The organism is Aquimarina sp. AU58, from assembly GCF_900312745.1.
GTDB lineage: Bacteria > Bacteroidota > Bacteroidia > Flavobacteriales > Flavobacteriaceae > Aquimarina > Aquimarina spinulae.
Map to the genome: position 1 here is coordinate 2,911,723 of NZ_OMPD01000014.1, position 22,223 is coordinate 2,933,945.

At 32.8% G+C, this 22,223-nt stretch carries 23 protein-coding genes; 7 read left to right on the forward strand and 16 right to left on the reverse strand.

All coding sequences use genetic code 11. The annotated features are described in order from the left end of the window. Positions 1-45: 45 nt before the first annotated feature. Positions 46-633 carry a hypothetical protein gene (locus DK441_RS23955; protein WP_109853082.1) on the reverse strand — a complete coding sequence of 196 codons (588 nt, stop codon included), beginning with the start codon at positions 631-633 and terminating at the stop codon, positions 46-48. Between the two features lie 97 nt (positions 634-730). On the opposite strand from DK441_RS23955, the gene DK441_RS23960 reads away from it, so the two are divergent. After that, positions 731-1,615, forward strand: coding sequence for a M28 family metallopeptidase (locus tag DK441_RS23960; RefSeq protein ID WP_074406316.1), 885 nt, complete (start codon positions 731-733; stop codon positions 1,613-1,615). Between the two features lie 31 nt (positions 1,616-1,646). Here the strand turns inward: DK441_RS23960 and thrC are convergent, their stop codons facing one another. Genes thrC through thrA form a run of 3 tightly spaced genes read right to left on the reverse strand, consistent with a single transcriptional unit; the run spans position 1,647 to position 6,378 of the window. Further along, positions 1,647-2,936, reverse strand: coding sequence for a threonine synthase (gene thrC, locus DK441_RS23965; protein WP_109853083.1), 1,290 nt, complete (start codon positions 2,934-2,936; stop codon positions 1,647-1,649). Between the two features lie 6 nt (positions 2,937-2,942). Continuing rightward, positions 2,943-3,884 (reverse strand): homoserine kinase, encoded by a 942-nt coding sequence (locus DK441_RS23970; protein ID WP_109853084.1) that lies wholly within the window; start codon positions 3,882-3,884, stop codon positions 2,943-2,945. 46 nt (positions 3,885-3,930) lie between these two features. After that, positions 3,931-6,378 (reverse strand): bifunctional aspartate kinase/homoserine dehydrogenase I, encoded by a 2,448-nt coding sequence (gene thrA, locus DK441_RS23975; protein ID WP_109853085.1) that lies wholly within the window; start codon positions 6,376-6,378, stop codon positions 3,931-3,933. A 481-nt stretch (positions 6,379-6,859) separates the two neighbouring features. Between thrA and DK441_RS23980 the strand changes: the two genes are divergently transcribed. Then, positions 6,860-8,395 (forward strand): NAD(P)H-hydrate dehydratase, encoded by a 1,536-nt coding sequence (locus tag DK441_RS23980; RefSeq protein ID WP_109853086.1) that lies wholly within the window; start codon positions 6,860-6,862, stop codon positions 8,393-8,395. 114 nt (positions 8,396-8,509) lie between these two features. Beyond that, a complete protein-coding gene (locus tag DK441_RS23985) occupies positions 8,510-9,391 on the forward strand; it encodes an anti-sigma factor (RefSeq protein WP_109853087.1) in 882 nt (293 codons plus the stop codon). A 95-nt stretch (positions 9,392-9,486) separates the two neighbouring features. Here the strand turns inward: DK441_RS23985 and xerD are convergent, their stop codons facing one another. Next, complete coding sequence (gene xerD, locus DK441_RS23990) at positions 9,487-10,383, reverse strand: site-specific tyrosine recombinase XerD (protein WP_025663785.1); 897 nt, start codon at positions 10,381-10,383, stop codon at positions 9,487-9,489. 76 nt (positions 10,384-10,459) lie between these two features. Then, positions 10,460-10,993 carry a hypothetical protein gene (locus DK441_RS23995; RefSeq protein WP_109853088.1) on the reverse strand — a complete coding sequence of 178 codons (534 nt, stop codon included), beginning with the start codon at positions 10,991-10,993 and terminating at the stop codon, positions 10,460-10,462. Positions 10,994-11,271: 278 nt separating this feature from the next. On the opposite strand from DK441_RS23995, the gene DK441_RS24000 reads away from it, so the two are divergent. Both DK441_RS24000 and aroQ read left to right on the forward strand, forming a co-directional pair. Continuing rightward, positions 11,272-11,904 carry a porin family protein gene (locus DK441_RS24000; protein ID WP_109853089.1) on the forward strand — a complete coding sequence of 211 codons (633 nt, stop codon included), beginning with the start codon at positions 11,272-11,274 and terminating at the stop codon, positions 11,902-11,904. 56 nt (positions 11,905-11,960) lie between these two features. Then, a complete protein-coding gene (aroQ, locus tag DK441_RS24005; RefSeq protein ID WP_109853090.1) occupies positions 11,961-12,380 on the forward strand; it encodes a type II 3-dehydroquinate dehydratase in 420 nt (139 codons plus the stop codon). 92 nt (positions 12,381-12,472) lie between these two features. On the opposite strand, the gene lpdA is transcribed toward aroQ, so the two are convergent. The 5 genes from lpdA to DK441_RS24030 all read right to left on the reverse strand — a co-directional run bounded on the left by lpdA (position 12,473) and on the right by DK441_RS24030 (position 16,385). Next, the gene (gene lpdA / locus DK441_RS24010; RefSeq protein WP_109853091.1) at positions 12,473-13,864 is read right to left on the reverse strand and encodes a dihydrolipoyl dehydrogenase; all 1,392 of its coding nucleotides are present in this window, start codon (positions 13,862-13,864) and stop codon (positions 12,473-12,475) included. Positions 13,865-14,057: 193 nt separating this feature from the next. After that, the gene (locus DK441_RS24015) at positions 14,058-14,534 is read right to left on the reverse strand and encodes a hypothetical protein (RefSeq protein WP_109853092.1); all 477 of its coding nucleotides are present in this window, start codon (positions 14,532-14,534) and stop codon (positions 14,058-14,060) included. A 27-nt stretch (positions 14,535-14,561) separates the two neighbouring features. Then, positions 14,562-14,957, reverse strand: coding sequence for a peptide-methionine (R)-S-oxide reductase MsrB (gene msrB, locus DK441_RS24020; protein ID WP_109853621.1), 396 nt, complete (start codon positions 14,955-14,957; stop codon positions 14,562-14,564). A gap of 4 nt (positions 14,958-14,961) precedes the next feature. Continuing rightward, positions 14,962-15,444, reverse strand: coding sequence for a peptide-methionine (R)-S-oxide reductase MsrB (gene msrB / locus DK441_RS24025; protein ID WP_109853093.1), 483 nt, complete (start codon positions 15,442-15,444; stop codon positions 14,962-14,964). Between the two features lie 71 nt (positions 15,445-15,515). Further along, the gene (locus tag DK441_RS24030) at positions 15,516-16,385 is read right to left on the reverse strand and encodes an alpha/beta hydrolase (RefSeq protein WP_109853094.1); all 870 of its coding nucleotides are present in this window, start codon (positions 16,383-16,385) and stop codon (positions 15,516-15,518) included. A 255-nt stretch (positions 16,386-16,640) separates the two neighbouring features. Here DK441_RS24030 and DK441_RS24035 point away from each other — a divergent pair, with 255 nt between their 5' ends. Then, the gene (locus tag DK441_RS24035) at positions 16,641-18,161 is read left to right on the forward strand and encodes a DEAD/DEAH box helicase (protein ID WP_109853095.1); all 1,521 of its coding nucleotides are present in this window, start codon (positions 16,641-16,643) and stop codon (positions 18,159-18,161) included. A gap of 6 nt (positions 18,162-18,167) precedes the next feature. Here DK441_RS24035 and DK441_RS24040 read toward each other — a convergent pair whose 3' ends face one another. From DK441_RS24040 to DK441_RS24060, 5 genes are all read right to left on the reverse strand, one after another. Next, positions 18,168-19,202, reverse strand: coding sequence for an NADP-dependent oxidoreductase (locus DK441_RS24040; RefSeq protein WP_109853096.1), 1,035 nt, complete (start codon positions 19,200-19,202; stop codon positions 18,168-18,170). 90 nt (positions 19,203-19,292) lie between these two features. After that, on the reverse strand, positions 19,293-20,078 hold the full coding sequence (locus DK441_RS24045; RefSeq protein WP_109853097.1) for a PhzF family phenazine biosynthesis protein: 786 nt from the start codon (positions 20,076-20,078) through the stop codon (positions 19,293-19,295). 19 nt (positions 20,079-20,097) lie between these two features. Beyond that, on the reverse strand, positions 20,098-20,697 hold the full coding sequence (locus DK441_RS24050; RefSeq protein ID WP_109853098.1) for a short chain dehydrogenase: 600 nt from the start codon (positions 20,695-20,697) through the stop codon (positions 20,098-20,100). Between the two features lie 11 nt (positions 20,698-20,708). After that, positions 20,709-21,074 (reverse strand): cupin domain-containing protein, encoded by a 366-nt coding sequence (locus tag DK441_RS24055; RefSeq protein ID WP_109853099.1) that lies wholly within the window; start codon positions 21,072-21,074, stop codon positions 20,709-20,711. Positions 21,075-21,129: 55 nt separating this feature from the next. Next, positions 21,130-21,441 carry a helix-turn-helix transcriptional regulator gene (locus DK441_RS24060; protein WP_109853100.1) on the reverse strand — a complete coding sequence of 104 codons (312 nt, stop codon included), beginning with the start codon at positions 21,439-21,441 and terminating at the stop codon, positions 21,130-21,132. Positions 21,442-22,029: 588 nt separating this feature from the next. On the opposite strand from DK441_RS24060, the gene DK441_RS24065 reads away from it, so the two are divergent. Beyond that, complete coding sequence (locus DK441_RS24065; protein ID WP_074406298.1) at positions 22,030-22,221, forward strand: hypothetical protein; 192 nt, start codon at positions 22,030-22,032, stop codon at positions 22,219-22,221. Positions 22,222-22,223: the final 2 nt, after the last annotated feature.

Below are 22,223 nucleotides of genomic sequence, written 5' to 3' on the forward strand. Positions count from 1 at the left end.
TAATAAGAAAAATATCATCGAGTTTATGAATTGAAAAAGAAATTGTTATTTACAATTGGTAGTAACGGTGACCTTTTTTAATTTCTTCCAGATTTGATGTTCAAGAGGCTGAGGAGATAAATTAAACAATACAAGGTGCTTATTTTGTAATTCACACCTACTATAATTTACTGTAATATTTAAATCCAACTCTTTTTTTGTAGTAAAAGCATCATAAGTAAGTATTTTTCCTACATATACAGAATCATTTACTTTTTCAAAAAAAGCTTTAGATTTAGGTATTTTGTTCTTTTGTATAGAATCCATTTTGGATACCAAATGCATTAAACCATCAAAATAAGCTTCCATTTCAGATTCAATTTTTTTGGTAGATAGTCGTGGATCGTCATTTAAATCCCATAAAAATGCATATGAAAAATAGTCAGAAGCACCTTCTTTTCCCCATCCAGGAGCAAAACGAACATATTCTATACCCGAATATTGTATAGAAGTGGCAAATTCTAAAGGAAATTCAATAACTTCGCTCCTCCAATTTTCTGAAGCACTTAATAAATTTTTAGTATTTGAATCATTGCCACATTGAACAAATAATATCGTTATTATAATAAAAGGTATGGTTTTTGCAAAAGACATATTAAAGTGTTATTTTATGCAATAAAAATACAAAATTGTTTAATTACAGATTTTTCATAAATTTGTGTTAAAGGGAATAGAATACAAAACCTACAAAATGAATTATTATAGAGAATTTTTACTATTATTTATTTTCGCAATTCAGATGGCCCCAGCTCAGACTGAACAAGATCGAAAAGAAGCAGAGATTATTAATGTCCAAAAGGGAATTGTTGCCAAGCTCACAGGCCATGAACCTATTAGAGGAAGAAAAAAATTAAAAAGCAGATCGAGTGCTTCCGAAAGGAAAACTACTGCCGATTTTTTATTTAGTTCTTTAAAAGATATAGGGCTTAAACCTGAAAAGCATACTTATAATGTAAAGGATAAGAAAGGAAATTTATTTAATGGCGCAAATATCTTTGCAGAGATTCCGGCTACCAATGGTAGTGATGAATACGTTGTGATAGCAGCACATTATGATACTGTTAAGGACAGCCCTGGTGCGGTTCATAATGCTACAGGTGTTGCGATTGCATACTATGTCGCATTGAAATTAACAGAATTAAAGGAACGTAAAATAAATTTCATGGTTGTATTTTTTGACCACTGGAAAAGTAATATGGTAGGTACAAGAATGTTTACCAAAAAATTGAAAGACGAAGAATATAAAATTCATTCCATGCACCGATCTGATTATATGGGTTGGGATAATGATGAAGATAGAGCTATAGAAATGCTAGCATCTAGCCTTAGCTTAGAATCATTATATCGTCTTGAATCTCCCGTGCCTATATATAAGAGAGAAGTGGCTACACCAGAGAGTAGATTTTTCGCTAATTTTGGTTTTGAAACTGTGACACTTACTGCAGAATTGAAAAATGCAGATAATTCACCTTTTGTACGCCAGAGTGAAGATAAGTATACAACGGTAAATTTTAAATACCTGGCATCTACTACGGATATCGTTCATGGAGTAATGAAATCCTTAGCTACGGATTAAAAAAATAAAAACTATACTTTTAAAAGAGTTCTTACTGAAGTAAGAACTCTTTTAATTTTTCATAACTATTTACCATTATGCTGTGTTTTTCCTTATCCATTACTTTTTGGATCTGACTAGGAATTTCTATAGTAGTGTCCAAAGTTTCTTCGACTATATTTAGAAATTTCACGGGGTGTGCAGTTTCTAGAAATATACCATATTCATTATTAGTAAGTTCCTGTTTTTTAAGACCTAAATATCCAACAGCACCATGCGGATCAGCAATATATCCTGTTTCGTTATAAATCATTTTCATAGTTTCTCTGGTTTGATCATCATTAAAACTATATGCAGAGAAATTATTCTTAAGCTCAGCAAAACTATGATTAAAAAGCTGTTGTATTCTAATAAAATTACTTGGATTACCTACATCCATCGCATTAGAAATTGTAGCTTTTGATGGTTTTGGTTGATATTCTGAAGTTTCTAAATACCTAACAACAGTATCATTTATATTGGTCGAGGCTACAAATTGTTTAACAGGAAGCCCTAATTTTTGAGCAACAATTCCAGCGCAAATATTTCCAAAATTACCACTAGGGACAGAAAATATAATATCTTTTTTCTTATGTTTAACCTGTTTGTAAGCAAATAAGAAATAAAATAATTGTGGGAGCCATCTGGCTACATTGATAGAATTTGCCGACGTTAATTGTTTATGATCAGTAATACTTGCATCCAGAAATGCAGTTTTTACCATTTCCTGGCAGTCATCAAATACTCCGTCTACTTCTAAAGCTGTTATATTTTGCCCTAGTGTAGTTAATTGTTTCTCTTGTATTTCACTTACTTTTCCAGTTGGATAGAGAATAACTACATTTACACCTTTTACTCCTAAAAATCCATTTGCGACTGCACCACCTGTATCCCCAGAAGTAGCAACCAAAACAGTAACCTGGTTTTCGTTATTTTTATTAAAATACCCTAAGCATCGCGCCATAAAACGGGCTCCAACATCTTTAAAAGCCATAGTTGGACCATGAAATAGCTCTAAGGTTCCTATATTATTTTCGACTTCTACTACCGGAAAATCAAAACTTAAAACATCAGTCAGAATATCGCGTAGTTCTGGTTCAGGAATTTCATCCCCAACGAATTGTTGTATAGCCTGATAGGCAATTTCAATGTTATCCAGATCTTCTATGTTTTCAAAAAACGAACTGGGTAACGGAGTTATATTTTCTGGAAAGTATAATCCTCTATCTGGAGCTAAACCTTTTATGACAGCTTCAGAAAAAGATACTTTAGGAGCATTATTATTTAAGCTATAGTATTGCATTATTTTTTATTTTCTGTATTCGGTTTCTTCTATTATCTTAATTCCTTTGCTATTAATTTTTGAAATGTGTATATCAAAATCAATTCCTGTTTTGTTGTAAATGTCTTGTATCACATCTGCTACATCGTTTGCAATCTTTATACCTTTACTAAGTGCAAAAATTGAAGGACCCGAACCAGATATCCCTGATCCCAAAGCACCTTTTGCAATAGCAGCATTTTTTACACTGTTAAATTCAGGAATTAAAATGGATCGTAATGGCTCGATAATTACATCATCTAAACTTCTACCGATTAAATCATAATCTTCTGTAAACAATCCAGCAACAAACCCTCCTACATTTCCCCATTGGTGAATTGCTTTTTTTAAGGTTACCTTGTGTTTGATTACAGATCGGGAATCTGATGTTTTTACTTCTATTTGCGGATGAATAACTGTCATTACCAGGTCTTTTGGAGAATGTAGTTTTATAATATCTAATGGATCATAACTACGTACCAAAGTAAATCCACCAAGAAGGGCAGGGGCAACATTATCTGCATGTGCGTTACCGCTTGCTAATTTTTCTCCTTCCATTGCAAATTTTACCAATTCGTGTGTGGTAAATGGATTGCCTAATAAATGATTTATAGCCCAAACAGCACCAGCGCTACTGGCGGCGCTACTTCCTATTCCGCTACCTGCTTTTATCTTTTTGTAAATTTCAATAGCGACTCCAATATTCTTCCCATATGCATTAAGAAAAGCTTCAACAGCAACACCAGCAACATTTTTGTGAGTCTCCATAGGAAGATTAGCTCCTTCAATCTTTGTTATTTTTACACCAGGATCTGCTGTGATAGAAATTATCATTTCGTCACCAACATTATCCAAGCAGCATCCTAATACGTCAAATCCGCAAGAAAGATTAGCAACCGTAGCAGGAGCAAATATTTTGATACTTTTCATTTGTTGTTTTTTTAGTACGTTTTATTTGTCAGACCGACATTTTATACTACTTACTTTTACCAATTCTTATAATATCTGCAAAGATACCAGAAGCAGTAACTTCGGCTCCGGCACCCGCTCCTTTAACAATTAGAGGTTGTTTAGGATATCTATCGGTATAAAAAAGTACAATATTATCACTTCCTTCGAGATTATAAAAGGGATGATCAACTGGTATGTGCTGCAACCCTACTTTTGCATTTTCTGCTTCATATTGTGCTACATATTTTAATCGACATTGTTTTTTGTTGGCCTCTGCCAGGATTTCTTTAAAATGATCTTCGTTTTGGGCTAGTGAATTAAGGAACTCGTCTACACTTTTGGTTTCTAAACTTTCCTGGGGAAGAAATGCTTCATTCTCGATATTATCCAACTCCATAACTTTTTCACTCTCACGAGCAAGGATCAAGATTTTTCGAGCTACATCAACTCCGCTTAGGTCTATCTTAGGATCAGGTTCTGTGTATCCTTCTTGCTGAGCCTGTTTTACGATATCATGAAAAGTAACTTCTTCGGTATAATTATTAAATACAAAATTAAGACTGCCTGATAATACAGCTTGTATTTTATGAATATTATCTCCAGAGGCAATTAAGTTATTAAGTGTGTCTATTATTGGTAAACCTGCTCCAACATTAGTTTCGTATAAAAACGGAGCATTAAATTTTCTAGAGAGATCTTGCAATTCTTCATAATTAGAATATTCATCGGCACATGCAATTTTATTACAAGTTACTACAGCCATGCTTTCTGCCAAATAGTGTTTATAAATCTTGGCAATATTAGGGTTTGCAGTATTGTCTACGAAGATAGAATTACGTAGATTCATTTCTTTTACTTTCGCGAAAAATGATTCTGCATTGGCTTTTTCTCCCTGTGCAAGGGTTTCTTGCCATTTATCAAGATCAATTCCGTTTTCATTAAAGGCCATTGTTTTGGAGTTTGACATCCCGACCACACGAATTTTTAAACGTAATTTATCTTTAAGATATTTATTTTGTTGCTGAAGCTGTTCAAGTAATTTACTTCCTACGTTTCCTACACCAGTGATAAATAAATTGAGCTGTTTCGTTTTTACTTCAAAAAATCGTTCATGTAATATGTTTAAGGCTTTTTTGATGTCTTTTTTTGCAATTACTACAGAGATATTTTTTTCTGAAGCACCTTGCGCGATAGCTCTTATATTTACATTGTTTTTACCCAATGTACTAAACATTTTACCACTCAATCCTTGGTGATGATACATATTATCACCAACCAATGCAACAATAGCTACATCATTTTCTATTTTAACGGGATCTAGTTTATGTTTAGAAATCTCAAATTCGAATGTAGCATCCAAAATAGTTTTGGCTTTCTCTGCTTCAGAAGCTTCGACAGCAAGACATATAGAATGCTCAGACGAAGCTTGTGTAATAAGGATTACATTTATATTTTCTAAAAATAAAGCTTCAAATAAACGTTTTGAAAATCCGGGAATGCCAACCATGCCACTTCCTTCCAGAGAAATGATCGAGATACTATCTATATGACTAATTCCGGTTACTGGTTTTTTTCGTTCTTCTACCTTTCGAGTAATAAAAGTTCCTTGATCCTTAGGTTTAAAAGTGTTTTTAATCACTATAGGAATATTCTTTTCTAATACAGGATGTATAGTAGGAGGGTATATTACTTTAGCTCCAAAATGAGAAAGCTCCATAGCTTCCTGATATGAAATATGATATACTGGTTTCGCTTGTTTTACTAATTTTGGATTGGCAGTATATAGCCCACTTACATCTGTCCAGATTTGTAATTCATTGGCATCGATAGCTGCAGCTAGAATGGCAGCAGTAAAATCAGATCCACCTCTTCCTAATGTTGTGGGTTCACCATCCTGCGTTCTTGCAACAAAACCGGGGAAAAGACTTACTTTGTGGGTACTGTTATTTGCAAATTCTTTAATTCTGGCATTGGTTTCTTTATAATCTATTACAACTTTAGAGTTAATGGTTTTAACAATGAGCTCTCTAGAATCTTTTAAAACGATATCTAAGCCTTTTATTTTGGCAGCTTCAGAGATAATATAAGAAGAGAGCATCTCTCCAAAACTTGCAATTACCGCAGCAGTTTTTGGGGATAATTCACTTAGTAAATATACTCCTTCGCACAATGATTCTAAGGCATTAAGCTCTGCTTTAACCTTACTTATTATTGCACTTTGGGATACGACAGGAATAAGAGCTTTTACAGCCTCAAAATGTCTTTTTTCAATTTCTGCCAGTGTGTTTTTATAATTTTCATTATTAGCAGAAGCTTCCTCTCCGGCTTGTAACAACAAATCGGTAATGCCACCCATTGCAGAAACGACTACATATAAGGATTGATTTTGTGATTGTTGTTTTATGATTTCTATTACACTTTCTATGGTCGATGCATTAGCAACAGAAGAACCTCCAAATTTTAGAACGTTCATATGATATATTGTATTTTTTAAGTTGAAATTATTAATAAAAGTTTTGTTGGTAATTCTTTTTTGTGAATTACATACGTGGTCCGGTGGTAATATATAAATGAACTAACCCCTAAGGGTAATAATAGTAATAGTACCTGTTGTAATAGAAGAAGCCTCAGATACGATAATCGTTCCTAAGGTAAATAATAAAGCCAATAAGAAAATGGTACTAAACATTTGTTTGCTTTACTTTGCGTGTTCAAATGTATAATTTTTTACTTTTAAAGAAAATTAAATTAACGGCATTCTTAAACTTTTACTAATTCAATAATTAATAGCTTATTTCATTATGTAATTCATAAAAAAAGGATGAAACAGAGTAGATTAAAATTGTATTTATTGATTTTGAGAAAGGATTATTTAATTTATTAAAAACTCTTAACATAGAGTTTCTAATATAAAAGCATGAACTAATAGAATACATATTAATACATATAGATAAATGAAAATATTTTCTGCGCAACAAATGCGTATGGCAGATGAAGCTACAATGGTTTCGGCTAAGATCACATCATTAGAATTGATGGAACGTGCTGCAACACAAATTTTTAATTTGATTCATAGCAGGCTACAAGGGTCTCCAATTATGATCCATGTTTTTTGTGGTATAGGAAATAATGGAGGAGATGGATTAGTGGTTTCGAGATTATTGCTAGAACATGGGTATAATGTAAGAACTTATATTGTAAATTTTAGCGATAACAGATCAAAGGAATTTCTATCTAACTATGATCGATTAAAAGAAATAGCAAAGGATTGGCCTATCCAGCTTAAATGTGAAGAGGATTTTCCTCAACTTAAACGTGAGGATATGATTATTGATGCCATTTTTGGTATTGGACTTAACAGGCCATTGGTGCCTTGGGTAGTTTCTTTGATCAAACATCTTAATACTTCAAGGTGTTTTAAACTTTCGATAGATATTCCATCGGGCTTGTATTCTGATAAAGCACCAGATAACCCCGAAGGAGTTATTTTTGCAAATGTTACGGTTACGTTTCAATTGCCAAAGCTTGTTTTCTTTTTACCAGAAACGGGAATGTATACACAAGATCTGGAGGTGATTGATATTGGATTAGATCGCAATTTTTTAATGCAAAACTCTGGTGTCGGCGTCTTAATTAATAAAAACGAAGTATTACCATTATATCGACCAAGACATAAATTTAGTCATAAAGGTACTTATGGTCATTGTGTAGTGATAGGAGGAAGTTACGGTAAGATGGGAAGTGTAGTCTTAGCTACTAAAGCAGCCTTAACGACAGGGGCTGGTTTGGTTACTGCATATATTCCAGAATGCGGATATGAAGTACTTCAGACTGCTGTTCCAGAAGCTATGGTAATTGCAGATAGTGATGATGAATTAGAAGAAATCACCCTGGATTTTAAACCTGCTGCTATAGGAATTGGAATTGGTCTCGGAACTGGTGAAAAAACCATTAGTGCATTTGAAGAGTTTTTAAAAGAAAATACATCTCCTCTTGTGATAGATGCCGATGGGATCAATATCCTGGCAAAAAAACCTGAGTTCCTTGAGAAACTTCCGAAGAAAACTATTTTAACACCACATCCTAAGGAGTTAGAACGATTAGTAGGTAAATGGAAAGGTGATTTTGATAAAATTAAAAAAACAAAGGCATTTTCAAAACAACATGATTGTATTGTACTAATTAAAGGAGCCAACTCTATAACTGTATTTGAAGATCAATTGTATGTGAATAATACGGGGAACCCCGGAATGGCAACTGCAGGAAGTGGTGATGTACTTACGGGAATGATTACTAGTTTATTGTCTCAAGGTTATGATCCTCTGCATGCTGCTGTTTTTGGAGTCTATCTACATGGAAGTTCGGGAGACATAGCTGTTCAAAAAACTGGTTTTGAAGGATTGATCGCTAGTGAAATCTTATCTCATATAGGTCCTGCTTTTATAGCGTTATTTAAAACTCCTAATAATGAAGGGCAACAAGAGAAATAAAGAATACATTTATGCATAGGAAGAATATGTTTTTGCATACAATTTTGTAAGTGTTTTGGAGTTAATTTTAGTGTAATCTAATTACATTTTGAAAGATAATTAAAAAGCAAAATGATGACAAAAACAAAATTATTAATAGCTACTCTACTTTTTGGGGTGCTATTGAATTCGTGTTCTAATGATGATGATGGCCCAGCAGTTGCCATAATAGAATTAGAGACGATCGGATTAAAAGCTCTTACAGGAGGAACCTCTTATCAGGGATGGATTATTGTTAATGGGCAACCTGTTGGTACTGCTAAGTTTACTAACCCTACAGGAGTTGTTCGCTTAGAAGTATTTGCTTCTGACCTTGCAAGTGCAACTCAGTTTATATTGACAGTAGAACCAGTGGGAGATGCTGATAACAATCCTTCTGATACAAAAATTTTGACGGGTAATTTTAATAGTAATTCTGCACAGCTTAGTTTTCTACCAGTAGTTGCTGATCTTTCTAATACATCTGGTCAGTTTTTCTTAGCAACTCCTACAGATAATGCCGGAGGTGTAGATAATGGTAATGATGAGTTTGGTGTATGGTTTATGAATGGTGCTACTACTCCTGGTTTATCTCTTCCTACTCTGTCTAGCGGATGGAAATATGAAGGCTGGGTAGATTTTGGAACTCAAACTTTATCTACAGGTACTTTTTCTAATGTTAGTGGTGTTGATGATGGAAATTTCTTTAAAGGATCAGGAGGAACTGTTCCCGAGTTTCCTGGAGAAGATTTTCTAGTTTTACCGACTCAAGTTCCGATTACAGGAATTACACTTCCTGCTGCCGTAACAAGTAAAAGAGTGTTTATTACAGTCGAGCCTGTTGGGGATGGTGATCCGGCTCCATTTTTTATAGAACCTCTTAGCGCAACTGCAGGAATTACAACGGGATCTGGGAATCCTATTACTATGTTGTCTAATACTATTGTTCCTTCAGGAATTGTAAAGAGGCCAAATTAGTATTTTTAAATAGATGTAGTATAGTAAAAAGGTTGTTTGAAAAATTACTTTTCAAACAACCTTTTTTTTGAATTTTAAAAAACAAGTTATAGATATTATCTCCTTGGATGAAAACTATGTATAACTTCACTTAAATGACTTCGGTCGATATGCATATATATTTCTGTAGTCGTAATGCTTTCATGACCCAACATTAATTGAATAGCTCTTAAATCAGCACCATTTTCTAAAAGATGAGTAGCGAAGGAGTGTCTAAAAGTATGTGGGCTAACCTGTTTATGGATTCCTGCTTTTTCTACCAATCGTTTTATGATCGTAAAAATCATTGCCCTGGTAAGTTGTCTACCTCTTCTGTTTAAAAATAAGGTGTCTTCATGCCCTTTTTTAATATCAATATGATTACGAATTTCGGAAGTGTAAATATTGATATATTTTTGAGTGGTTTCTCCTATGGGTACAAAACGTTGTTTATCACCTTTTCCGGTAACACTAATGTACCCTTCATCAAAAAAAAGACTGGATTTTTTTAAGGTGATAAGTTCGCTTACTCGTAAACCGCATCCATAAAGAGTTTCAATAATTGCACGATTACGTTCTCCTTCTGGTTTACCAAGATCGATTTGAGCAATAATGAGATCTATTTCTTCAACAGATAGTGTATCAGGTAGTTTTCTACCTATTTTTGGAGATTCTATAAGTTCCATTGGATTAGATTCTCTATAATCTTCAAAAACAAGATAATTAAAGAAACTTTTTAATCCAGAAATAATTCTTGATTGCGAACGAGGATTAACCAGTTTTGCTATTTCAAAAATAAATTGTTGAAGTATTTCTTTTTCAATAGAAAGGGGAGTAGTTGCTATGTCTTGATGTTCTAGAAATTTTAATAATCGCTGAATATCAAGAGTGTAGTTAATAATTGAGTTTTCAGACAATCCTCTTTCAATTTTCAGGTAATGTTTGTAGTCTTTTATCGCGTGATCCCATTTCATTACTACTAAGATATAATATAAAAGAAAACCATCCCAATTTACTTATAGATGGTTTAGAAATAATAAATCAATGTTCTTATAGATGTATGACAAATCCTATGTTGAACTGGAAAGCATCTTTATGAAATCGGTCATCTAAGCTAAAATTGTATCGTAACCCTGGTTCAATACTTACCATATCTCCTAGAAAAAATGCATACCCTCCCTGAACACCAAAATAGGATGGATCTTGATTTAGATCTGTACTGGCACCATTATAATCGATTTGTACAGGGATTACTCCAATAATATAATATTTGGCACCTATTTTATATGAAAAAGAGTCAAATGATTCAGAGTCTCCACCTTTATCTACAGATCCATAGCCTAAACCTACTTTTAGAGATAAATCATCCATAATAAAATAACCTACTTCGGTACCGATATTAAAGGTTGATCCCCCATTATCAGAAAAACTTGTAAATTGAATACCCGTATTAGAAGCACTTGCTGCTCCAAAATTTGTATTAGCTTCGATTAGCCATTTTCCTTTAATAGTTTGACCATTGTTTTGAGCATTTGCAAAGACAAAACTTATTACTGCTAAAACAGGTAATATCATTTTTTTCATACTCTATTATTGGTTTTAAAATTGGTTGCTAAACTATTTAATTTGCCAATACAAAAAGTTAATTAGTTATTAATATTTTAGATACTAATTTTGAAAGTGTATTTTTTATTCTTTTGGTAAAGAATAAAAAGTATCAATTTATGGTAGAACATAAATTCTAAAACCATATTAATAATAACATCTAAGAGTATTCTAAAATATTGAAGTGCATTTTTTGTGTGTAGATTCAGGTTTTTTAAAAAATAAAACTACTTTTGAGTAGTAATAGTATTTATTATATGATGAAGAAATTTTTTCTTATTGTTTCTGCCCTAATGATGATCACATCTTTAACTGCTCAACAAGAGAGTGAAGAATTATATACTCGTGCAGGATTTAAATTTGGGCTTAATTATGCAAATATAACCGGAGATATAAAAAATACAGATGCGCGAGTGCGAATGCACCTGGGGGCTGTCATAGAATTTCCTGTATCTCAACGGTTTTTTGTACAGGCAGAAGTATTGTATACAGCACAAGGATATAAAGTTGATGATAATGGAGAAGAAAACAAAATCAGCTTAAATTATTTAACATTGCCTATTATTGCTAAATATTATTTTACAAATAAATTTAGTTTGGAGACAGGACCACAACTGGCTATATTGGCAAATGCAACAGAATCTGCAGAGAATACTCCTGATGAGTTCTTTGATTCTTTTAATAGTTTTGATTTTAGTTGGGGATTTGGAGCTGGATATAAGACAGAGTCTGGTTTGTTTTTTCAATTACGATATAATCTGGGCCTAACAAATATTAATGATATTGATGCCTTAGATATAGATTTTAAACATTCTGTAGCGCAATTATCGGTTGGGTATTTGTTTAAAACTAAGAATAACCGAAGACGACAGGATCCTATTAATGAATAATAAGCATATAATACATAATTGTTTGTTATGAGTTAAACTACTAAAAAATTAAACGTGTGAAATTACTAATCTTAAATGGCCCTAATCTAAATCTCCTAGGTAAAAGAGAGCCAGAAGTATATGGAAATCAAACTTTTGATGAATTCTTTACTCAATTACAATCTGACTTTTCTACACTAGAATTATCTTACTATCAATCTAATATAGAAGGGGAGTTGATCACTAAAATACAGGAAGCAGATGATTGGTGTGATGGAGTTATCCTTAATGCGGGCGCGTATACTCATACTTCTATTGGTATAGGAGATGCTATAAAGGCAATATCAATTCCTGTTGTAGAAGTACATATATCAAATACTTTTGGCAGAGAAGAGTTTAGACATCAATCTTATATATCACCAAATGCAAAAGGTGTTATTCTTGGGTTTGGTTTACAAAGCTATATACTGGCAATACAAAGTTTTTCTAAAAAATAGTTGAGAATAAAAACACCTGTTTTTAAAATAATTAATATAAAAATGCCTTATTATCCAAGATAATAAGGCATTTTTTAAGATATATAACTTATTTATAGATGAATTACTTCATCGTATGCATCTGCTACTGCTTCCATTACAGCTTCACTCATTGTAGGGTGAGGGTGGATAGCTTTTAATACTTCGTGACCAGTAGTTTCTAATTTTCTACCTAATACAGCTTCTGCAATCATATCGGTAACTCCGGCACCAATCATATGACAACCTAGCCACTCACCATATTTTGCATCAAAAATCACCTTTACAAAACCATCCTTGGTTCCTGCTGCACTAGCTTTACCTGAGGCAGAAAAAGGGAATTTTCCAACTTTTAATTCGTAACCAGCTTCTTTGGCTTGCTTTTCGGTCATTCCTACACTTGCAATTTCTGGAGAAGCATATGTACAACCAGGAATATTTCCATAATCGATTGGTTCTACATGCATTCCTGCAATTTTCTCAACACAGGTAATTCCTTCTGCAGAGGCAACATGAGCCAGGGCAGGGCCAGAGACTACATCTCCAATTGCATAAATTCCCGGGATATTGGTTTGATACCAATCGTTTACTACAATTTTATCTCTGTCTGTAGCGATACCTAATTCTTCTAAGCCGATATTTTCTATATTGGTTTTAATACCTACTGCAGATAATACAATATCTGCTTCGAGAATTTCTTCTCCTTTTTTAGTTTTTACCGTTGCTTTTACGCCATCACCACTTGTATCAACACTTTCTACAGAAGAATTGGTCATTACCTTAATTCCTGCTTTTTTGAAATTACGTTCAAACTGTTTTGATACTTCTTCATCTTCAAGAGGAACGAGGTTAGGTAAAAATTCTACGATAGTAACTTCTGTACCCATTGCATTATAGAAATGCGCAAATTCGACTCCAATTGCTCCCGATCCCACCACAATCATTTTCTTTGGTTGAGATTCTAAGGTCATTGCCTGTCTGTATCCAATTACTTTTTTACCATCTTGGGGTAAGTTAGGTAGCTCTCTAGATCTAGCTCCTGTTGCTACAATAATATGTTTTGCTTCATAATCAGTTGCTTTTCCATCTGCATCTGTTACTGTTATTTTATTACTGGCTTTTAATTTTCCAAAACCTTCAAGAACATCGATTTTATTTTTCTTCATAAGAAACTGAACTCCTTTGCTCATTCCTTCTGCTACACCACGACTACGTTTTACAACTGCATCAAAATCTTTATCAAATTTATCTACAGTAAGACCATAATCAGAAGCATGTTTTAAGTATTCAAATACCTGAGCACTTTTTAATAGTGCTTTTGTAGGGATACATCCCCAGTTTAAGCATACTCCGCCTAAACTTTCTTTTTCAATTACTGCGGTTTTAAACCCTAATTGCGAAGCTCTAATTGCAGCTACATAACCCCCAGGACCACTTCCTAAAACGATGATATCATATGTGTTCATAAATGTCGATTTTTTGAAGTCACGAATTTAAGGATAATTCGGCTAACCAAAAAAGGATTTAAGTATTCCTAAGAATAAGATTTTCATTAAAAAGGACAAAAAAACACCACGTTATATGAACATGGTGTTAATTTTTAGTGGTTTTTATTATAATTAGTACGTATTATAAAATATAATTGAATTATGTATTTCTTTAAAAATCTAATTTAAGAGCTGATTGTACGGCTTTAAAATCAGAGAAATCTATTTTTGAATTGTTTGCAAAGGTCGATGGTACTATTACTATTCTAAATACTTGATCATCTGTAAAGTTTGTTCCGATAAGATTAATATCTGGAGTATCTAATAGAATATCTACATCATTTAGAGTAAAATTAAATCTATATGTCAATTTACCTCCGTTGTCTAATTCAATCAGAGGAGTTGGAACCGGTTCCCATACGTCGCGACCATCAACAACATTTTCCAACCTATATACTAAAACTACATCTGCTTCAAAAACTTCTATACCAGAAGGAAAAGGGATATTAACAGCATATTCAGGAGCAATGAAGTCTACATTGTCGATCTCGAATGTTTGTCCTATAGTATCAAAATCTGTATCATCATCGTTAGAACAAGATGTAAATATAAATGTGGCTAGACATAGTAGTGCGAAAATTTTTCTCATGAATTCTAAATTTTATTTATTATCGATTTATTTTTTATTAAAGTCTATACTAACAGAGTTTACACAATAACGTTGACCTGTAGTTGTTGGGCCATCATTAAATACATGACCTAAGTGACTACCGCAGTTTGCACATAATATTTCTGTACGTATCATACTGTGCGATGTATCTTTTATATATTCTACTCTTCCTTCTATTGATTCATCAAAACTTGGCCAGCCACATCCCGAATCAAATTTAGAAACACTTTTAAATAAAGGTGTATCACAAGCCATGCAGGTATATGCTCCATCTTCAAAATGCATATTATATTCTCCGGTAAATGGTCTTTCGGTTCCTTTTTGTCTCAATACTCTATATTGTTCTTCTGTTAGCTTCTTTTTCCATTCAGCTTCAGATTTTTGTATCGGATACTTGCTCATTTTTTTACTCATTAGATTTAAACACTAGAGCATCACCATTAATGCAATGTCTCATTCCTGTTGTTTCTTTGGGCCCATCACTAAATACATGGCCTAAATGTCCACCACATGTTCCACATAGTAGCTCGGATCTAGCATATCCTAATTTATGATCTATATCGTTATCAATGCTTCCTTCTATTGCGCGATCAAAACTTGGCCAACCTGTTCCGCTATCAAATTTGTATTTACTTTCGTATAGCGGAGTATTACATGCAGCGCAATAAAATGTACCATGAGTATATAATTTGTTTAAAGGGCTAGAAAATGGTCTCTCTGTCCCGGCTTGTCTAAGAATATAGTATTGTTCGGATGTTAGAATCTTTTTCCATTCGGCATCCGTTTTAGAAACTGCATATACTTTACTCTCTTTTTTATCCTCTTTTTGCGCTGTACTTGTACAACTTATTGCCAGAATACTAATACATAATACAATAAAACGTTTCATAGTTTTTCTAATTTTAATTATAGTTATACCTAAGTAGTCGTATAAACTGGCTTAGAATAACTAATCAATAACTATTCCAAAATAAATTCTATGATTTTAGATATTACTTTTGGATCTCCCAAAATTTTTCGGTGGCCTAATTGTTCGGTAAGAAGTAGTTGTCCGTTTTCTAGATTATTAATGATTTCATGAGCTGCACTATAATGTACATCAACATCATTTTTATCATGTACTACTAGAGTAGGTATGTTAACTCCGGTAGCAGAGGTTGCTCCAGAGTAATTGTCAAGATCTTCTCCATACCTTTTATCAAAGTATGTTTTTAATAAACGCCCCACTTTTTGGTTTAATTGTAAGTTTTTTGCAAAATTTTTAGTGATTGCAGTAATACTATTGGCTGTACCAATAATAACCAAGGATTTGATTTGTAATCCGAAACGAGTAGTTCTTAATAATGACATTCCACCTAATGAATGCCCTATTGCAGCTTCAAATGGACCGTGAGTTTTTTCTAATTGGTAAATTGTTTCGATAAAAAAGGGCAGCATACTTCTTTTTCCCGGAGCATGACCATGTGCTGGAGCATCAAAACTTACAGTGCTATATCCACATTCTAATAATTGATCTGCAATTTTTGAAAGTTGTGTCCCACTTCCAGACCAACCGTGAGCTAAAAGAATTTTTTTATCAGAATTCCCATAATTATATACGATAACCTCTCGGTTAATTTTTTTAATTCGAATTCTTTCTTTTTTACTTTTTTCATACATTTCTTTCTCTCTATCGGGCATTTTATAACCAAAAGGAGTTAAGAATATTCTGGCAGCAAATCTTGAAGCCAGAAGAGGGGATATCCAATTCAATATTTTTGCAGTATATACAATAGATTTAGGAATTAGAAGTGCCTGTACAGGGATTAGGTCTTTGTCTGCTTTAGCCATTAAATAGGTGTTTATTGAAAGGATAAAAGTTAAATAACAACTGTTCTTGAAATATACAATGATGATAAATTAATAGTATACAAAAAAACGTAAAGAAACAAAAAATGTCTAGTTTTTACATACATATTAGGACTTATATGAATTCTGATAAGATAGTAAAAATAAAATGTAAATAGATTAAATATATCTTCTCAATTCTTTCATATAACCTTTAAAAGTGTTTAATTTTGTAGTTTATTTTTTAATAGGAGTTACATGGGATTACAACCCAAAAGGGTAGATAAAAAAGAGCAAAAAGTACTTTACGATTATCAGAAACGGGATATAGATAAGATATTTAGTCGCCTTAAAGAATTTTCTCAAAAATATAATCTGTTGTATCAACTTCCTACCGGAGGAGGAAAGACGGTTATTTTTTCTGAAATTGTTAGAAGATATATAGAATCCACTCGAAAAAAAGTCGTTGTTCTTACACATCGAATTGAACTTTGTGGTCAAACCTCAAAAATGCTGACTGAGTTTGGGGTAAAGAATAAAATCATAAATAGCTCTGTTAAGGAACTCGATGATCAAAACGAATATATGTGTTTTGTTGCAATGGTAGAAACCCTTAATAACAGGCTTAATGATGATCATTTAGAACTTTATAATGTAGGAATGGTTATTATCGATGAAGCTCACTATAATTCGTTTAGAAAGCTTTTTAAATTTTTTAACAATTGTTTTATCCTTGGGGTTACTGCTACACCACTTAGTTCTAATATGAAACTCCCGATGAAGGATAATTATAATGAATTGATTGTTGGTGATACAATTAGTTCATTAATTAATAGCGGGTTTTTAGCTAAACCTGTAATTTATACCTATGATGTTGGATTAGGATCATTGAAAATAGGGATGAATGGAGATTATACTGTAAAATCTTCAGAAGACCTGTATACCAACATGTTAATGCAGGATAAGCTATTGCATGCTTATGAGGAAAGATCAAAAGGTAAAAAAACATTGATTTTTAATAACGGAATCAATACTTCTATTTATGTTTATGAAACTTTTAAAAAAGCCGGATATCCCATTCGTCACCTTGATAATACAAATAGTAAGCAAGAAAGAGAAGATATTTTGGTATGGTTTAAAAGTACAAGTGATGCAATACTTACTTCTGTGAGTATTCTTACCACAGGATTTGATGAACCCACAGTAGAGAGTATTATTCTTAATAGAGCGACAAAATCACTTACATTATATTTTCAGATGATTGGTAGGGGATCTCGTATATTACCTACTAAGCCAGAATTTTCAATAATCGATTTAGGAAACAATACGGCAAGATTTGGATTGTGGAATTCTGATGTTGACTGGCAATCTATTTTTAGGTCGCCAGATTTCTATTATGATAATCTGGTAGGGGATGAGGAGATAGAACGTAATTTTAGGTATGTACTACCAGAAGAGTTAAGAAAAGAGTTTTTAAAATCTGAAGATATTGATTTTGATATCGAAGCCGAATATGCAAAAACAAAACGTTATGGGCATAGAAGTTTAACGGTTCTTGAAAAATCTATAGAGCAGCATGCTGTAATGTGCGTGCAAAATAGTGAAGATGTTTTTGATGCACGAATCCTAAGTAAACTTTTGGATCAGGACATAGAATATCGTGTACGTAGATATTCTTATTGTATTAGTAAAAGCACTAAAAACTACAGAGATTGGTTAGAAGAAGATTATAAACGAAAATTGAGATCTAAAATCAATCAGCTATTCATGGATGATTAATAGTAATTATACTTTTACAATTAATTTCCCCATATTTTTCCCGTAGAAAAGCATATTTAGAGCATTGGGCAGGTTTTCAAACCCTTCAATAATTGTTTCTTTGTATTTTATTGACTTATCGATAACCCATGGAGTCATTTCTTTAAGCATTTCATCCATTTTATGATTATAATCTCTTGCTAATACTCCTTGTATTGTTGCTCTCTTATATAGTAATTTATGTAAAAACCGAGGGCCCAATTCTGGATTATCCAACCCTCCTGAATACTGAGAAATTTGACCGCAAATTATGATCCTTGCATTAGTATTTATTAATTCGAATATAGCATCGGTGATAAAACCTCCTACATTATCATAATATATATCTATTCCTTCTGGGCATATTCTAGAAAGTTCATTTTTCATTTCTATAGCAGAGGGGTGTTTTTTATAGTTGATTATAGCATCTACTTTCAGCTCATCTTGTAGATATTTGGTCTTTTTATCTGATCCAGCAATACCTACCACTTTACATCCTTTTAATTTTGCTATCTGTACAACAATTTGCCCAACCGCTCCAGAGGCACCAGACACGACAATAGTTTCTCCTGTTTTAGGTTTTCCAACTTCAATTAACCCAAAATATGCAATACGCGCAGGCATTCCTAATACTCCTAATGCGGTAGTTACAGGAGTTTGGTTTGGGTCTAATTTCCGAAGATTATTAGCTTCAGTAATTGCATATTCTTGCCAACCAGTGTATGATAATACCCAATCACCAGTTTTAAGAGAAGTGTTAGAACCGTTTATAGCTATTATTTGACCAACTACTGCTCCGCCTTGAATAGTATTTAAAGGATGAGGACTTTCCCAGGTGTTTTTACTGGATTGCTGAATGCGCATATATGGGTCTATACTAAAATATTCTGATTTTATCAATGCTTCACCAGGTTTAAGATATAACTTAGAAATGGTCGCTTCTTGTATGGTATAATGACTATTGTCTACTAATTTCTCAGGTCTTTTAGTATAAATCCATTGCCTGTTTCTTAATGTTGTCATAATATGTATTAATAATATGATAGTATACTGTGTTAATTTTGTAATACCAAATACTACTATTTGGTATTACAAAATTACACTTTCTACAAATTATATTTCTATTTCTCCAATAAGGTATGGAACCGAATGTCCGCTAAGGAAAACACGGTTTCCATCTAATTTGCAATCTAATTCTCCTCTACGAGCAGACAATTGCTGAGCTTTAAGATTATTTTTCCCTAGTTTTTTAGCCCAAAATGGGACCAGAGAGGTATGAGCAGAGCCTGTAACCGGGTCTTCGGGTTGAATAATCCCATTTGCATCAAATACACGAGAAACAAAATCTGCATGTTTTCCTTCGGCAGTGATTACAATACATAAATAGGGTAGGTCTTTAAGTAAATCGAGTTTAGGATTCTCATTTAATACTTCTTCTTCAGACGAAAGTGTGATTACCAAATCACGAGCAGCAAAAGTAGCAATAGGTTTTGCGTTCAGAGCCTGATAAATTTCGGATGGAATTTCAATAGGTTCTGGTGGTCTCGAAGGAAAATCTAATGTGATTGTTCCGTTATTCTCTTTTTGGGCTTTTAGAATTCCGCTTTTTGAAGAAAACGTAATTTCGTTGATAGAATCGTCAAGATAGTTGAAAATTACATATGCCGATGCAAGTGTAGCATGACCACATAAGTCAATTTCTGCATGAGGCATAAACCATCTTATTTCATAGATGTCATCTTTTTTTACAAAAAAACCGGTTTCTGCCAAATTGTTTTCTACTGCAATGTTCTGTAGAGTTTGGTCCTCTAACCAATGTGGTAAATGACATATTGCGGCAGGATTACCCCCAAATAGTGTTTTGGTAAAAGCATCGATCTGATACATTGAAATTTTCATGATTTTATGTGTTTTGTTTTTAATATTTTTTACAAATTGTACCTGTGTTATTGTTATTAAATAGTTGTTTGTAGCTATCTACTACATCTGCAATATTAACAGGGTAGTATCCAGCAAATTTTTGATCTTCTGGAAAATCTCCTGCAATAGCACCAGGAGCCACAACATTTAACCGAATCCCACGATCTAATTCTTTTGATGCTGCATTAACAAAACTGTGTAGAGCACCATTTACAAGTGATAACCCAACAGCATTAGGTTCATAATGTTCTGCCAGAATACCAGTTGTTAAGGTTATTGAGGCATTGTCATTTATATAATCTTTTGCTATATGCACAAGGTTAACTTGTCCCATTAATTTACTATGTATCCCTATATAATAATCATCTTCTGTTAATTCTGATAAAGGTTTCCAGGAAGCAGTACCCGCAGCATTAATTACTGCGTCTATTTTTGGTAGTTTTTTAAACAACGCTTTTATAGATTCTTTATCTGTAATGTCGATAGGGTAGGATTTGCTAGTACGGTGAGCACCGAATACATCATCATATTCATTTTTAAGGGTATTATAAATTGCACTACCTATTGTACCGGTAGCTCCAATAACTAAGATTTTCATACGTTTTCTTTTTAGATGGTTTCTAATTTATCTCGCGTTAAATTTCCAGGAGTGTTCCCGGTATTGATTGTAGTGTTTGGTTCGAATAGCATTACAGAAACTTCTTGATCCGCCACTGGTCTATGCTCTGTTCCTTTTGGAATAACCAAAAACTCATTGGCTTTTAAATGTACAACTCGATCGCGAAACTCCATTTTAAATTCACCATTTACAACATAAAACATTTCATCTTCGTTATCATGTTTATGCCATACAAATTCACCTTTAAACTTTACTAATTTTACATGTTGTCCATTAAGTTCTCCAACAATTCTTGGATTCCAATGATCAGAAAAGAGAGAGAACTTGTCGTCGATGTTTACTTTTTCTATGTTCATTCTAATATTATTATAATTATATATTTAATTTTATAAATATGTATATCCAAATTTTTTATAACTCTTTATTTATGGTTTCTAAAAACTCTTTAATTACAGATTCATTCCTTTTAAAATATGTCCATTTCCCATGTCTAGTGGTAATTAACAATCCAGCTTTATGCATACCGGTTAGATAATGTGATATAGTAGGTTGTGATAATCCTGATTTATTTTTGATGTGTTGTCCGCATACACCATCGTTAAAATGCCCAAGTTCTTCATGGGGAGGGAAATTGGCCTCTGGATCTTTTAACCATTTAAGTATATCTAAACGTGTTACATTTGATAAAGCTTTATTTATTTCAAGTATTCTTGCATTATTCATGCAACAAATATACATATTTAATTTTATAAATATGATAAAAATCTTGTTATACTATTTATTTATATTAAATATCTAATATTTTTCAGTGTAAACTGTTGTAAATAAGTATCTTATGAAATAATATGATTTTATTGTGTAACAAAACAGGGGAATGTTCGTCTAGTAAGTATAGGCAGTAAAGAAATGAATAATTTCTTGAAAATAAGCAAATTAGTTTTAACGATACCTATAGGGCGCGTATCTTGATATATCTTGAGATGAGTGCTTTAAAAAAAGGTTTATTTGCTTTAAACCAATCATAGAATTGAGTTTCTGTACTTAAAAGAATTCTTGATTCAAATAATATAAATAAGAGCGTTTATCCTGATACATCTTGGGATGGATGCTTTTTTTATGGCCATTCTGATAATTAAACAGTACTTTTTTTGAGTTTTTCCTGTATCCGGATACTGCGTAATTATATTACTTTTACTGAGATTAGTATTCTATGTATTTAGAACTTGTTATTAAAACTATATTCTATTGATCAACTGAAGACTAATCAAATAAATAATATGAAATCTCAATTAACCACAAATATTTACACAAATGAAAATTATCTTAGACTTGGATGGCGTAAAAACTCTAAGTAAAGATGAGCAAAGCAAAATCTCTGGAGCAAGACGTTATGCTTGTACTCAAAGAGGTAGAATGTGCTGCGAACTTGCTCCTGGAGGTCCATTCTGTGATGCTGGTATCTGTACAGGTATTGGTGGATCTGGAGGTTGTCTCTGGTATTGATC